The organism is Parabacteroides distasonis (assembly GCF_004793765.1).
Taxonomy (GTDB): domain Bacteria; phylum Bacteroidota; class Bacteroidia; order Bacteroidales; family Tannerellaceae; genus Parabacteroides; species Parabacteroides distasonis_A.
In genome coordinates, this window is sequence record NZ_SRYM01000001.1 from 175,009 (window position 1) to 189,205 (window position 14,197).

Annotated in this window: 13 protein-coding genes and 1 pseudogene; 2 read left to right on the plus strand and 12 right to left on the minus strand. The window is 46.1% G+C overall.

Annotation, left to right across the window (positions count from 1 at the left end; all coding sequences use genetic code 11):
- Positions 1-273: 273 nt before the first annotated feature.
- The gene (locus E5342_RS00830) at positions 274-855 is read right to left on the minus strand and encodes an HdeD family acid-resistance protein (protein WP_135958612.1); all 582 of its coding nucleotides are present in this window, start codon (positions 853-855) and stop codon (positions 274-276) included.
- A 160-nt stretch (positions 856-1,015) separates the two neighbouring features.
- On the opposite strand from E5342_RS00830, the gene E5342_RS00835 reads away from it, so the two are divergent.
- Positions 1,016-1,420, plus strand: a complete 405-nt coding sequence (locus E5342_RS00835) for a lipocalin-like domain-containing protein (RefSeq protein WP_135958613.1) — start codon at positions 1,016-1,018, stop codon at positions 1,418-1,420.
- Between the two features lie 124 nt (positions 1,421-1,544).
- Here the strand turns inward: E5342_RS00835 and ybaK are convergent, their stop codons facing one another.
- From ybaK to E5342_RS00885, 11 genes are all read right to left on the minus strand, one after another.
- Positions 1,545-2,027, minus strand: a complete 483-nt coding sequence (gene ybaK / locus E5342_RS00840; RefSeq protein ID WP_005856380.1) for a Cys-tRNA(Pro) deacylase — start codon at positions 2,025-2,027, stop codon at positions 1,545-1,547.
- 3 nt (positions 2,028-2,030) lie between these two features.
- The gene (locus E5342_RS00845; protein WP_135958614.1) at positions 2,031-4,157 is read right to left on the minus strand and encodes a Tex family protein; all 2,127 of its coding nucleotides are present in this window, start codon (positions 4,155-4,157) and stop codon (positions 2,031-2,033) included.
- Between the two features lie 219 nt (positions 4,158-4,376).
- Positions 4,377-5,735 carry an ATP-binding cassette domain-containing protein gene (locus E5342_RS00850; protein WP_121734677.1) on the minus strand — a complete coding sequence of 453 codons (1,359 nt, stop codon included), beginning with the start codon at positions 5,733-5,735 and terminating at the stop codon, positions 4,377-4,379.
- On the minus strand, positions 5,732-6,640 hold the full coding sequence (locus tag E5342_RS00855; RefSeq protein ID WP_121734794.1) for an ABC transporter substrate-binding protein: 909 nt from the start codon (positions 6,638-6,640) through the stop codon (positions 5,732-5,734). The genes E5342_RS00850 and E5342_RS00855 overlap by 4 nt, the downstream gene beginning before the upstream one ends.
- Positions 6,641-6,810: 170 nt before the next feature.
- On the minus strand, positions 6,811-8,364 hold the full coding sequence (locus tag E5342_RS00860; protein WP_121734676.1) for a sodium:solute symporter family protein: 1,554 nt from the start codon (positions 8,362-8,364) through the stop codon (positions 6,811-6,813).
- Positions 8,361-8,504, minus strand: a complete 144-nt coding sequence (locus tag E5342_RS20065) for a symporter small accessory protein (protein ID WP_349237370.1) — start codon at positions 8,502-8,504, stop codon at positions 8,361-8,363. Before E5342_RS20065 ends, E5342_RS00860 begins: the two co-directional genes overlap by 4 nt.
- A 13-nt stretch (positions 8,505-8,517) precedes the next feature.
- On the minus strand, positions 8,518-8,943 hold the full coding sequence (locus tag E5342_RS00865; RefSeq protein WP_121734675.1) for an acetolactate synthase: 426 nt from the start codon (positions 8,941-8,943) through the stop codon (positions 8,518-8,520).
- A 23-nt stretch (positions 8,944-8,966) separates the two neighbouring features.
- Complete coding sequence (locus tag E5342_RS00870) at positions 8,967-10,268, minus strand: phenylacetate--CoA ligase family protein (protein ID WP_135958615.1); 1,302 nt, start codon at positions 10,266-10,268, stop codon at positions 8,967-8,969.
- Between the two features lie 187 nt (positions 10,269-10,455).
- Positions 10,456-10,965 (minus strand): ferritin-like domain-containing protein, encoded by a 510-nt coding sequence (locus E5342_RS00875; RefSeq protein WP_121734673.1) that lies wholly within the window; start codon positions 10,963-10,965, stop codon positions 10,456-10,458.
- A gap of 107 nt (positions 10,966-11,072) precedes the next feature.
- On the minus strand, positions 11,073-12,395 hold the full coding sequence (locus E5342_RS00880) for a Gfo/Idh/MocA family protein (protein ID WP_121734672.1): 1,323 nt from the start codon (positions 12,393-12,395) through the stop codon (positions 11,073-11,075).
- A gap of 4 nt (positions 12,396-12,399) precedes the next feature.
- Positions 12,400-13,890 (minus strand): cobyric acid synthase, encoded by a 1,491-nt coding sequence (locus tag E5342_RS00885; RefSeq protein WP_135958616.1) that lies wholly within the window; start codon positions 13,888-13,890, stop codon positions 12,400-12,402.
- A gap of 90 nt (positions 13,891-13,980) precedes the next feature.
- Between E5342_RS00885 and E5342_RS20250 the strand changes: the two are divergent.
- A pseudogene (locus tag E5342_RS20250) lies at positions 13,981-14,197 on the plus strand (hypothetical protein); the annotation flags it as partial.

The window sequence follows — 14,197 nt, forward strand, 5'->3', positions numbered from 1 at the left end:
TTCAATCATCAACGCTTTACATACAAACTCCTGCCCTTACTCCGCTAAAGTAAAAGTAATAAAAGTAATATGTAAAGCTAAATCGATTCATTGTCTCTTTGTTTTTAAATACGCAGCAAAAGTAACGCTTTTTTGGAAACTACAAGCAAAAAGTGATATTTTTTTTCTGTTACATTTAAATTTTATCTTAACTGTTTCTGTATTTCTGTGGAGACACGCCTGCGTACCGTTAGTTTGCGTTCATCCGCTATTTTATTAATCCTTGAATCAGGCTTATTCCGCTTGTGCTTCTTTATTCCGTTTATGTAAGCTTTTCAGTTCGAAGGATAACATGATACGGAATATTCCTATTATTAATAAGGCATAAGCGACCATGTAGACCAATGTGAAGGCTCCCAAAGCGGGTTGCCAGATAATGCCGATGGAGCAAAGGATTGCCAAGATACCGAATACCATGTACCATCCCCAGTTCCGTGTACCGTATCGTTTCAGGTCCATCGAATAACCGGTAGCCGAGAAGCCTCTGAACATAAGCCAGAATGCCAAGATAAACGGAAGCACCTCCATGCTAAGTCTCGGGCTTGCCATCAAGAATATACCTAAGATCAAGTCGATAATACCTCCAGCCAAATACCATCCCCAGCTGTTGATACCCTTTTTGTTCGCCAAGGCGAAAGCGATCTCGAACAAGCCGCTTACGAACATAGAGACGCTGAATAAGATACTAAGTGCTACGTAGCTCGCTAATGGCGCGAACATTAAATAAATAGCGACGATGATGTAAAGCAGTCCGACCAATAGTGATAACCACCAATTCTTGACCGCGTAATCCATTTTATCAATAAATGTTTTCATATTGGATAATATTTGTATTGTAATTACCCAATAAACAAAAGGACGGAAGAAAAAGTTCTAGGTATTTGTAACTAGGATATCCTTAAAAACTTTGTCTTTTGGAAATTAATTCTTTTCTTTGATGTTTCAAAGTCAATATAGGTATATAAGTACGAGGATTATGATGAAAAATTTGATAGCGATAACTTGTTTTGTCGTAGCGTTGGTGTCTTGTAATAAGGTGGAACATAAGCTGGAAGGGAAATGGCAATTGAAAACCGTAGAGGCGAATGGGGTGGTCCGGACGGTGGATACGGTTTGGTATAACTTCCAGACCTCTTTGTTCGAGTACCAATTATATGACCCGGCAAAGGACGTATATCGTACGAATTTCGGTTATAAGACGTTGGAGGGAGATACGAGACTGGATCTGGAGTTGGTCAACTATGGAGGTACGCCTTTGGAACAATTCATGCGTTATACGGATTGGACCTCACCTAAACAGACTTTCACGATCGAGCAGTCATCTGTGACGAATCTGGTAATGAGCTGCGAAGGAAGAACGTATACGTTTAAGAAATTCTAAGATATCATGTGCTGTTTGATCTGAGTCCCTCATAAGGAGTACTCCAGTACTCCCTGGGAAGTACTGCGATACTCTTTGCGGAGTACTGGAGTACTTCTTGCGAAGTACTCTCAGCGATGTTAGATCATGCGATCAAGTCCGCTTCTATAGCTTGTGCCACCTTGATTAAATCGGCGGGGGCTATCTGTATCTGCAAGCCTCGTTGTCCGGCGCTTACATAGATCTTATCGAAGCCGGATGCCGTAGGATGGATATATGTAGGGAAATGCTTTTTCATGCCGATAGGCGAGCAGCCTCCCCGGATATAACCGGTAAGCGGCAACAACTCTTTCACGGGGATCATCTCACATTTCTTGTTCCCGGATACCTTGGCCGCCTTTTTCAAGTCCACCTCGTCTGCTCCGGGGATCACGCATACGAAATAACCGCTCTTATCGCCATGCAAGATCAAGGTCTTGAATACTTGGGCGATATCTTCCCCTAGCTGCTCCGCTACATGCGTAGCGCTCAGGTCATTCTCGTCTACTTCATAAGGTACGAGCTGGTAGGCGATCTTGGCCTTGTCCAGCAGGCGTGCCACGTTTGTCTTATTAATCTTCTCTTTCATCGTTTAGATCCCTTTCATGGATAATTGAACACGTTTTCTGGATAGGTCTACGCTTAGAACCCTCACCTTGACATGCTGATGGATGGAGACCACTTGGGTAGGATCGCTTACGAAACGATCCGCCAGCTCGGAGATATGGACAAGCCCGTTTTCCTTGATCCCTACATCGACGAAACAACCGAAGTTGGTGATGTTGGTCACGATACCGGGCAATACTTGCCCTTCTTTCAAATCCTCGATCGTTTTCACCGTAGGATCGAACGCGAATACTTGGATCGTTTGGCGGGGATCACGGCCCGGTTTATCCAGTTCCTCCATGATATCAAGCAGGGTAGGCATCCCGACCTTATCCGTAAGGTAGTCCGTTAGTTTTAGTTTCTTTTTAAGCGCTTTGTCGGTGATCAGATCGGCTACGGAGCATTTTAGGTCCTTGGCCATCCGTTCGACGATCGGGTAGCTCTCGGGATGTACGGCCGAGTTGTCCAACGGGTTCTTTCCGTCGGGTATCCGTAGGAATCCGGCGCTTTGCTCGAAAGCCTTCTCTCCCATACGGGGGACTTTCATCAGTTCTTTCCGGGAAGTGAACGGTCCGTGCTCTGCCCGGTAATTCACGATGTTTTGCGCTAACGTGGGGCCTAATCCCGAGATGTAAGTCAACAAATGCTTGCTCGCCGTATTCACGTTTACACCCACCAAATTCACGCAACTCTCCACGGTTTGATCCAGACTCTTTTTCAAGGCGTTTTGCTCTACGTCGTGCTGGTATTGGCCGACACCGATACTCTTCGGGTCGATCTTGACCAACTCTGCCAAAGGGTCCATCAGACGGCGACCGATGCTGACGGCTCCGCGTACCGTGACGTCGTATTCGGGAAACTCCTCCCTAGCGATCTTAGACGCCGAATAGATGGAGGCCCCGTTCTCGCTGACCACGAACACTTGTACCTTGCGGTCGTATCGTATATTCGTGATGAACTGCTCGGTCTCACGGCTAGCCGTACCATTACCGATGGCGATGGCATCTATGGCGTAAGTGGCTACCAATTGGGAGACCTTAGCGGCGGCTTTGCCTTTCTCATTCTGGGGTGGATGCGGGAAAATCGCCTCGTTATGCAATAAATTCCCCTGTGCGTCCAGACAGACCAACTTACATCCGGTACGGTAGCCGGGGTCTACGCCTAATACCCGTTTTTGTCCCAAAGGGGGAGCGAGCAGCAATTGCCGGAGGTTCTCGGCAAATACCCGGATCGCCTCCTCATCGGCTTTCGCCTTGCTCTGGTTGGAGAACTCCGTCTCGATCGAGGGTTTCAGCAGGCGTTTGAAAGAATCGTCAACGGCTGTAGCCACCTGCTCGGAAACCTCTCCACGACCTTTTACGAAACGCCGGTTCAAGCGATCCAGACAAGATTCCGTATCGGGAGAGATACTTACACGAAGGATGCCTTCCGCCTCTCCCCGTCGGAGAGCCAATAAGCGATGGGAACTGGCCCGGTTCAAAGGCTCGCTGAAATCAAAGTAATCCCGGTATTTAGCGCCTTCCTCTTCTTTCCCCTTGATCACTTTGGATGTGATCATGGCGGTATGAGCGAATGAGTTACGTACGGTGTTACGTGCCGATTCGTTCTCGTTAATCCATTCGGCGATAATATCCCGTGCTCCTTGCAAGGCTTCTTCGACGTTTTTCACTTCCCCCTTGATAAAGCTCTTGATACGTGCGGATAGGTTATTCTCGTTTTGCATCATAACGATCTTAGCCAAGGGTTCCAGTCCTTTCCGGCGTGCGATTTCCGCCTTAGTGACCCGTTTCGGTTTGTACGGGAGATATAAGTCCTCGATCTCGGTACTATCCCAAGATTCCTCGATGCGTTTCCGGAGTTCGGGAGTAAGTTTCCCTTGCTCTTCTATCGTGGCGAGGATCGTTTCCTTTCGTTTGCGCAGTTCCGTCAGTTTATCCAGTTGAGCTTTGACGGCACCGATTTGCACCTCGTCTAATCCTCCGGTCACCTCTTTCCGGTAACGACTTATAAAAGGTATGGTAGCGCCTTCGTTCAAGAGTCCGATTGTCCGTTCCACTTGTCCTTCCGGAATTTGCAGAAAACGGGCTATAAGCGTGTGAAATACGTTTGTCATATCTAGTGTTCTTAGAATTCAGGTACAAATATACGGTTTTGCTTATATTTTTAGTCGTAATGTTCACCTCTTAGGTTTATTATTTGTTTCTATCATTATTTTTCGAGAATTTCACGGTTGGAATATTCAAGCCTTTGATTAAAAAAACAACATGGAAGTTAATACTACGGAGAACAAAACTTTGGAACAAGATTAAGGTTTTCTATCTGCAATTGGAACTTATAGGTAAATCACCTCATCCGCCAACAATCTAATCTCGTCCGGATTATGCGACGTGAAAAGAATGACCCGCTCTTCTTTCATTTGCATTTCTCGTATTCGTTTTATAATACAATGGCTTAAGGCTTCATCCAAACCCTTGAATGGCTCGTCCATTAAAAGGAGAGGGGAAGGGTATGCCAATGCCCTCGCTATGGCGATACGTTGTTGCTGTCCGTAACTAAGCTCTTTTGGGTATCGGTTCCCGAAAGGTTCCATTTCCATTTCCTGTAAATGTTTTTGGGCGATTCGCCGGGCTTTCTCCTTCGAGAGAAAAGAGGAGAGGGGAAGCATGATATTTTCTTCCGCGGTTAAATGGGGCAGGAGTTGTGGCTGTTGGAATACGGTGGCGATTCCAAAGTGCCTTGTGGGATATATCTCGCCTTCCGTAGGCAATAAGATACCTCCGATCAAGTTTAATAACGTTGTTTTTCCTTTGCCTGAAGGTGCGCTAATTCCATAGATAATTCCTTTTTGAAAGGAGTAGGAGAAGCACTTTATACCGTATTGGTAACTTATATTTTTTGTGTCTAATACCGATAATGTAGGGTTCGGGATAGTCTTATCTTCACTGGCGAAGGATATTTTAGGGGTGATATCTGCAACCTTGCTAATCCCTTTGTCAAAAAGGAAACTGATGAATACCGCCACGATGGTCCAAGCGAGCAGCTCAGGGACGGCGATAAAGTTTTGCGCCCTTTTCATTTCACTTCCGATTCCGAATGCGCATTGCGACAGGACTTCTCCCATAATGATCGCACGCCAGCCGAATCCGGCGGCAGAGGCAAGCCCGCTATATAAGAATGGCTTCAGCTGCGGATAGATAATCTGGAATAAGACATTGGGACGTTTGATATGGAACTGACGTGCCATAGTGGATAAACCCGGACGCAAGTCGAGGATTCCCCGTGTCAGATTCTCTGTTAATAACGGGAACATGGTGAGAAAGGCTATTATCAAGGGGATACTTTCCGGATTTAGAAATATAAGCGCTAAAAGTATGAAGGATATGACCGGGATCGAACGCATGATGGCAAGCAGAGGCCTGAATAATTCATACACCCACTCAAAGCGGGCGAATGCCCCGGCCATTCCTATCGCGCAAACGAATGAGATCGACATACCTAAAATTCCCCTAAATATGGTCGCTCCGACTGACTGATAGAAACTACCGGAGACGAGCCATTCACAAAGTGTCCGTACGAGTCGTGGAAGTGAAGGTATCAGCTCCGGTTGGTTGGCTATAACGGCGAATAGTTGCCATCCCGCCAACAGGATAACGGTAGCGACTATCGTAATGATCGTTTTTCGTAATCTCATTGTTCTTGGGATATAAATCCGGCATCGGGAAGTTTCCCGCCGACAGCCTTAGGTTCATATTGTTCGATGAGACGAAGGAAATCCATGACGGCGTTTTTCGCCTCGATAGCCGATAAATAATGGATTTTACACCGCTCGATACTCTCAGGGGTTAAGGCGCCTTGGACGAAGATACCATGCTCTTCTAAGGAATGGATGGTCTCTTTCGGGTATCGTATGGCTTTTTCGCAGGAGGCTCGTAAGGCATCCTCAAAGGCCGTACGATATTTCTCCATCGTTGGGGTGTATACTACTGCTGTTTGGGCGAATCCAATGGTATCGTTGTCTGTGAAATGATTCAAATCGGCGGTTATTCGTAAGCTGCTGTCTCGTCGTAAAGCGATGCTTAGAAACGGTTCCCCGAGTACGGCACGATTTACTTTTCCGGCAAAGATACCTTGGGTGATTTCCCCGGCAGTATTGAAGGCGTAATTCAATGGATAATCTAATTGCTGGCGACTGAGATAATACCGGGTAAGGATATCGGGAGTCGTACCGTTGCCGAATACGTACAATGCCGGTTCTTTCAAGGGAGTTTTCTCAATGAGGTAAAGGGTTCCCCAGATCGGGCATCCCGCTAGTTTTATCTTGATCCCTTTATTGTATAAGTTCGCTGCATTGATCATGGGGAGTACGGCTATATCGGTCTCCTGCTTGATCAGTGAGGCCTGCGCCAGATCGGGCGAGTCTACCACTTTTACTTGTACCTTCTTATTATCTATGATCGGGGGATTCTCAAGCCAATCGGCGAATGCGATAACGGATGGACCACGAAGCACCGAAACCTTGATTACGGGATCTTCCGTTTGTGCATGTCGGCAATCGATGCAACAAAATATGAATAGTAGAAAAATGTATTTAATCATATCTAAACCTCTATAAAACAATTAAGGATTGCCTCCCGGCAATCCCTAACCAACTTTGTTAACCTTAAATCTAATACTATTATGAAAAAACCACAGTGCAAATGTACTGCTTTCTATATATCTGTCAATAGAATAAGTGCTAATTAGTGTTTTGAAATCCATAAGAAAAGCTAAAAGACCTTCTTTTGAGTCGCTAGGCTAACCAAAACAATCGTTATCGCCGATAATGGCAAAGCAAATAAGATCGGATCTATCGCATGCCACGGATATACATCGATCAAGACGTCTTGTCCGAATAAAGCCTTGCAAAGTCCTACCGGAGCCGCTTCCGCCTTATGAAGGAACAACATGGCGAATAAACTGGCCAAGCCTCCTACCCATAAGCTGGCCAAGGCCCCTTGCCGGGTAGCCCTTTTCCAATATAGCGAGCAGAAATAGGTAGGTAGGAATGTAGCTGCGCAAATACCCATGAACAAGGCGGTGCCTCGTGCGATAATACTTGCGCTTAGCGTATAGCAGATAATGTAACTAACCAAGATAGAGCATAGCACGCCGATACGTACACCTAATGTAGAGTTCGGCTGCTTGCTACGTCCTAGTTGGGGGAATGCGTCTGCCCCGAAAGCCGCTCCCATGGTGTGGAACTGTGCGCTAAGGGTAGACATGCTGGCAGAGAGGATACAAAGCATGAAAACCGCCCCAAACCACTCCGGCATCGCTTTATTGATAAATAGGGGGATGATCTTATCCATATCTTTTACCGCCTCCGAGGCGACTACACCTTCCGTCTTGAGGAAAAACAAATTAGACAAGGCTCCCACGTGATAAATCGCCCCTACCGTGACAATCAAGAACACGCAGCCGATCAATACGCCCCTATTGAGTTGCTTGGTACTTTCTACCATCATGAAGCGTACGACTAGTTGGGGCTGCGCTAAGCAACCGATTCCTACGCCAAGGATCAATGAGGTAACCAATGTATACCATTGTGGAGAACCTGAGATGGGCATAGCTGTCCATCCTTGATGTCCCAAGGCCTTGAAGCGTTCGGGCACCATGGGGGCGATATCCGTCAACTTCTGGTTTGCCTCGATAAAGCCCATGTCCATGATATGATAAAACCAAAATAGCAGGAAAAGCATGCAAGCGAACATGATAACCGCTTGCAACGCATCCGTATAAAGTACTCCCTTAATGCCGCCCGTAATCACGTAGGCCGCTACGATCAAGGTGAAGATCAACAAGGCTAGATGAAGGTCGATATGAAACATCTGTTCGATGAAGACGGCTCCTCCCTTCATCACCACGGCGGCGTATAGAGGCATGCCGATGAATATGATCGAAGCGATGAAGATCTGTATAGACCGGGACTTATAGTGCAATCCCAATAATTGCGGGAAAGTCCGTGCGTTATGTGTCTCGCCTAACTTCCGGGTCCTTCGTCCGAAAAAGATAAAGGCTATCACTACACCCATGAACATATTCAATAAACAAAGCCATTGAATACCCATGCCGAACGTGGCGGCTACGCCTCCGAAACCAACGATCGCCGATGCCGAGATAAAGGTCGCCCCGTAAGACAGGGCCATGATAATAGGATTTACTTTTCGTCCGCCTAATAAATAATCACTGGCGTTTTTCGTCTGCCTGTATCCGAGATACCCTAACCAAGCGATTACAAACATGTAAACGATGACAATAATGCCTAATGTTAACGTACTCATTTTCGTGATTCTTTAGTTGGGTTTATTTTCTCGTCGTCTTCTTTATTCCAAGTGGTTATCCCGAACCAAATAGAAAATAGGAGGCAAGCGAACGCTAGAAGGTAAGCCAGCCAAATACCGGGGTCGCTGATTCCGAACATATATCTGTGCCAATTAAAGTTTTATTAGATCACTTTCACGGATATACTCGAGATTCTGACGGCGGATTACTTCACGGGCACTTTCCCGGTTGTTCGTACGCAAGATCAAGATCGCTTTTTCACGGATGGAGAAGCAATACATATATTCTATGCTGATGCCCGCTTTCGTGAAATAAGATAATGTATTGGCAAAACTCCCGGCGCATGAGCTGGTTACTATTGCTAATACGTCGGTCAGGTTTGCGCTGACATTGTTCTCTTTTAATATTTTATAAGCCTTCTGGGGATCGCTTACGATGATACGAAGGATTCCATACTCGGAAGTGTCGGCTACGGTAGCCGCGATGATGCGGATGCGCTCTTCCGCCAATAACGCTAATATCTCGCTTAATTTCCCGTACTTGTTTTCTAGGAAAATAGAAATTTGATTGACTGTCATAAGGTGTTATTTTAATTATTTATTTAACAAAGCTTGCGATGATCTTTCACTCGTACCGCCTTACCATCTGTGGTTGGCAAAGATCCCTTGGCTACCAGCTTGATACGCGGCGTAAGTAATAATTCGTCCTTCAACTGACGGGTGATCCCTTTCGTCAAACGCTGCAAGGCTGAATAATCATCGGTGAATAGGTCGCTCAACTCGACCTCGATCAACATCTCATCGCTGTTGCCGATCGTTTCTAGGGTGATCATGTAATTGCTGCCCAATTCTTTGAATTGCATCAATATCTTTTCGATTTGGATGGGGAATAGGTTCACGCCCTTCAAAATTATCATATCGTCGCTACGTCCTTTGAAACGGGCAAGGCGTTTATGGGTACGTCCGCAAGGGCAATCGCCCGGTAAGATACAAGTAAGGTCACGGGTACGATAACGGAGTAAAGGCATCGCCTCCCGGTTGATGGTCGTTAATACCAATTCTCCGACCTCTCCCTCGGGCACCGGTTGCAAGGTAACCGGGTCTACGATTTCTACGATCACGTTGTCTTCCCAGATGTGCAGGCCGTTTTGCTCCGTACATTCGAACGCTACGCCCGGTCCGTTCATCTCCGACATACCGAAACAGTTGTAAGCTTTGACACCCAGAAGCTGTTCGATGCGTTTACGTTGTTCTTCCGAGTGAGGCTCGGCACCAATACATACGGTGTGTAGTTTGGTATTCTTTCTTGGGTCTATTCCTTCCTCATACATAACCTCGGCCAAACGGGTAGCGTAGCTCGGTATGATATGTAAGCAGGTCGTGCCGAAGTCGGTGATGAATTTAATCTGCCGTTTGGTATTACCGGCTGCCGCTGGCACTGTTAACGCACCTAGTTTTTCTGCTCCATATTGAAAACCGAGGCCACCGGTAAACATACCGTAACCGGATGTATTTTGGAATACGTCCGTATCCCTTAGCCCCACCATATACATACAACGGGCTACTTGGTTTGCCCATTGGTCCAGATCTTTGGCGGAATGTAAGACAACAGTAGGATTACCGGTCGTTCCACTAGATGAGTGGATACGTACGCATTTCTGTAATGGGATGGCTGCCAATCCGAACGGATAGTTGTTTCTAAGATCGTCTTTCGTTGTAAACGGAAGCTTTTGTATATCCTCTAAGGACTGAAAACTGTCTGGGGTAATTCTTTTCTCTTTGAATATCTTATTGTAAAAAGGAGAGTTGCCCGCTAGCTCTATGGTTTGTTTCAGTCGTTCCAGTTGAAGTTTTACCAGATCTTTACGATCCATGGTTTCTATTTCATTCTGCCAATACATCATCGTTTTTTCAATTAGAGTGTGTTTAATTCATGAAACTAGATTGCAAATGTATCTTTTATTTTGGATAACGCCATACTTTTGTGTCAAAATATTAGTAATTTGTTGAAATCAAAAAATCCCTTGAGAGAATGCCTCTAAGACATTCTCTCAAGGGATTTTTGTTGTAGAGAAGTTTCCCTTTCCTGAATTATTTCTGGAAAGATTTTTTCATACGTGCGATATCTGTCAAATAGTCTTGCAGATCTTGCTCGTGTTCTTCTTCCTCGGCTAAGATATGCTTAGCGATATCACAAGTCGTGAAGTCGATGCCGTCCGTAAATTTAGCGATCTCTTGATAACGTAAGATGGCGCAACGCTCGGAAGCGACATTCTGGTTCAGAAGGCTTACTACGTCAAAGTCTGTCGGTGAATCATATTTGCATCGGGCTAATTCAAACCATTGTTTCGGATCAAGTACCGGAACTCCTTCCAATTCGATGATTCGGTTTGCCAATAATTGGGCGTGATGCCTTTCTTCCTCGGCATGTTCCTCGAATTCACCTTGTACGTCGGAACGCATTGCTCCTTCTACGACCAAGGCTCCTACCCAATATTGATAGTATGCTAGCCATTCTTCCGCTAATGCGGCGTTTAGTTGAGATAATAAATTGTCGACATCCAATTTTCCTCTTAAAATTTTGACGCTTTCTTTTGCCATAGCTGTATTAATTAGAATTATAACGTGTTGTCTGTTTTTATAGTTCTAACAAGCTCACTAGGGCATTGTTTATTGTTCGTCAAAATTTTAACGTTATGCTGCGATTGTTACAATTTAGGCAATTCCCAAGGTGCTCGGTAATAGGCTTTCGACAAAGCGGTAGCCTCGTTATCGCCGACAAACAAATTGTTTTTGTCATCCCAATGGACTTCCCGTTGAACCCGGCAGGAGATATTCGCCAAATGAGCCATCTTCGCTACACGGGCACCGATAGCGACATCGGCGTTCGGAAGTTCACGACTTCTGATGCAACTCAACATGTTTCCCACATGATTATAAAGTCCTTTGCCTTCTCCTTTCTTGAAAGGAACGGCTTCCATGCGGGCTACGTTATTGGATACGACCGGTATGACTTCCCAACCGGCCCTGTCGAGTACCATCGTACCATTCTCCCCATAGAACGCTAATCCTTCCTTACGGCTATAGAGTCCGTGATTGATCCCGCAAGCGTGATCCCAGATGATATTAAAATCATCGTAGGCATAAGTCGCCATTAAAGTGTCGGGCGTCTCCATTGCGTCATCCGGATAGGCGAACTTGCCACCGCCTGAGAATACACGGGTGGGAAGACCTGCGTTCATACCTTCTAGGGCATAATCCAGTAAATGTACGCCCCAGTCCGACATCAAGCCTCCGGCATAGTCCCAAAAGAAACGAAAATTATAATGAAAGCGATAAGGATTGAACGGACGTTTAGGAGCCGGGCCTAGCCACATATCGTAATCCACACCAGCGGGAGCGTCGCAATTCGGTTTGACTGGAAGTGTCGGTTTGCCATCTTGGTAAGCCCATACCTTGACCGTACGGATTCGTCCGATATTTCCGGCTTTCAAGAAATTAGCCGCCTCGTCCCAATGCGGGTCGCTACGTTGCCATTGGCCTACCTGTACGATCCGGTTATATTTACGGGCGGCTTTTTCCATCAGGTTACATTCCTCGATCGTATTGGAGAGCGGCTTCTCTACATATACGTCTTTTCCCGCTTGGCAAGCCCAGACCGTCGGAAGGCAATGCCAATGGTCCGGCGTACCGATAATGACTACATCTACGTCTTTATTATCAATGACTCGTCGCCAGTCCTTATATAAATGAGGTACTTTTTTCTTGGTTTTCTTCTCAACGTCGGCAGCCCGTTTGTTCAGCCATTCGTCATCGACATCGCAAAGTGCCACGCATTCCGTCTCCGGGTAATCAAGAAAAGTATTCAAATCCCCATATCCCATGCTACGGCATCCGATGAGGGCTACTTTTACTTTGTTGCTAGGGGCGGTCTGTCCGTATATGGAGGAATACGATTTACCGATAAGCGGTGATAAAGTAAGTCCGGACATGATAAGTCCGGTTTTTTGCATAAAAGTACGTCTGTTCATGATATTAGTTTTTAATACTGTTATAAATATATTCCATATCCACATGCTCCCTTACGAGGGTAGCGAGTTTATCATACTGCTCTTCCTTAAAAGCGGCATAATCGAAAGGAGCCGTAGCCGCTTCCGTGCTAAAGCCCTCGGCTAGGTTGTCCAATACGACCGGATTGTCAAGGATACCATGCATATAACTTCCCCAGCATCGGTTGTTGAGGTAATATCCGTCCGTTCGTCCGTCTTCCAGTCGGGCTACGGGCTGTTCGGGGGCGTCACCCAATAGGGTGGTTCGTCCCATATGTATTTCGTATCCTTTACAATCTTTATTCTCTGAGGAGGGAAGGAAAGCAAAGTCGCTTTGTCTCGTGATCTTCTCCTGCTCAATGACCGTGCATTGGGGCAGGAGACCGAGACCGGAAATCGCCCGGATATTTCCCTCGATACCTTCCGGATCTTCCAAGCGGACTCCCATCATTTGATAGCCACCGCAAATACCGATCACCTTTTTACCCGCTTTATGCGCCCGGATAATCGCTATCGCTATCCCATTGGCCCGCAGGCTTTGTAAGTCCGATAACGTATTCTTTGAGCCGGGGAGCAGGATGATGTCGGCTTTCTCTATCTCATCGATATTGTTGGTGTAATACGGATTGAAACGGGGGTCTATCTCCAATACATCAAAATCCGTGAAATTAGACATCCGTTTCAGCAGGATGATAGCTACATTGATTTTCCCGTCTTTATAAGTGTTATTTTTCATATCCAACGCTACGGAATCCTCTTCCTCTATCTTGATATCCTGAAACCATGGGATTACGCCTACCACGGGAATCCCGGTCAATTCCTTTAACAGGTTTCGTCCTTCTTCGAATAAAGAGGCATCTCCACGGAACTTATTGATGATAACCCCTTTCATTAACGCTCGTTCCTCCGGTCGTAATAAAGCGATCGTTCCATATACGGAGCCGAATACGCCGCCCCGGTCTATATCTGCTACTAAGTAGGTAGAGGCTCCGGCAGCGATCGCCATACGCATATTGGTGATATCCCGGTCTCGCAGGTTTAGTTCGGAGATGCTTCCGGCTCCTTCCAATACAATCGGGTTATAGCGAACTTCCAGACGCTTGAAGGCTTCGATGGCTTTCTTAAATAGCTCCTCCTTTTGGTTTTGTATCCCGAAATAATCTTTGGCGGACATATTGCCAAGAGGCTTTCCGTTTAATACGACTTGTGAGTTTTTATCATTTGTCGGCTTCAACAATACCGGGTTCATATCCGTATGTGGGGAAATACCGCAGGCTTCCGCTTGTACGACTTGTGCCCGGCCCATCTCGCCACCTTCCGGGGTAGAGTAGGAATTGAGGGACATATTTTGCGCCTTGAACGGTGCCGGTTGATAGCCATCTTGCTTGAAAATACGGCAAAACGCCGCATTAATAATGCTTTTACCCGCATCAGAGCAGGTTCCGACAAACATAATTGGTCGTAGGTGTTGCTTCATCTGTATAGATTTTATTTACACAGTGTACAAAGGTAGTATTTTTGGCCTTGTTATTAAGGAGAGGATATGAAAAAAGAAGAAGATTTTGTTATGGACTTGTCCATCTACATGGCTTGTCTGCGTGAAAAAAACGGTATTCCACGGCGAAGAGTTATCAAGATGCCTTGAACTCGTTCAAGTGTTTCTGCGGTATGGAGAAGATTCCCTCCGGGGCGTTGCAGCCGCTGGAGGAGTTGTCCGCTTATACGGAAAAGGAATCCCTTTATTTATTTCCTTTTTTGAGTGGAACGAGAACCGGTGAGGCGGC

Coding starts and splice junctions, on each gene's coding strand:
- E5342_RS00870 (WP_135958615.1), bottom strand. CDS start 10,268: ATGATGTATTGGCAGAATGAAATAGAAACCATGGATCGTAAAGATCTG.
- E5342_RS20065 (WP_349237370.1), bottom strand. CDS start 8,504: ATGTTCGGAATCAGCGACCCCGGTATTTGGCTGGCTTACCTTCTAGCG.
- E5342_RS00865 (WP_121734675.1), bottom strand. CDS start 8,943: ATGACAGTCAATCAAATTTCTATTTTCCTAGAAAACAAGTACGGGAAA.
- E5342_RS00885 (WP_135958616.1), bottom strand. CDS start 13,890: ATGAAGCAACACCTACGACCAATTATGTTTGTCGGAACCTGCTCTGAT.
- E5342_RS00855 (WP_121734794.1), bottom strand. CDS start 6,640: ATGATTAAATACATTTTTCTACTATTCATATTTTGTTGCATCGATTGC.
- E5342_RS00845 (WP_135958614.1), bottom strand. CDS start 4,157: ATGACAAACGTATTTCACACGCTTATAGCCCGTTTTCTGCAAATTCCG.
- ybaK (WP_005856380.1), bottom strand. CDS start 2,027: ATGAAAGAGAAGATTAATAAGACAAACGTGGCACGCCTGCTGGACAAG.
- E5342_RS00850 (WP_121734677.1), bottom strand. CDS start 5,735: ATGAGATTACGAAAAACGATCATTACGATAGTCGCTACCGTTATCCTG.
- E5342_RS00835 (WP_135958613.1), top strand. CDS start 1,016: ATGATGAAAAATTTGATAGCGATAACTTGTTTTGTCGTAGCGTTGGTG.
- E5342_RS00880 (WP_121734672.1), bottom strand. CDS start 12,395: ATGAACAGACGTACTTTTATGCAAAAAACCGGACTTATCATGTCCGGA.
- E5342_RS00860 (WP_121734676.1), bottom strand. CDS start 8,364: ATGAGTACGTTAACATTAGGCATTATTGTCATCGTTTACATGTTTGTA.
- E5342_RS00830 (WP_135958612.1), bottom strand. CDS start 855: ATGAAAACATTTATTGATAAAATGGATTACGCGGTCAAGAATTGGTGG.
- E5342_RS00875 (WP_121734673.1), bottom strand. CDS start 10,965: ATGGCAAAAGAAAGCGTCAAAATTTTAAGAGGAAAATTGGATGTCGAC.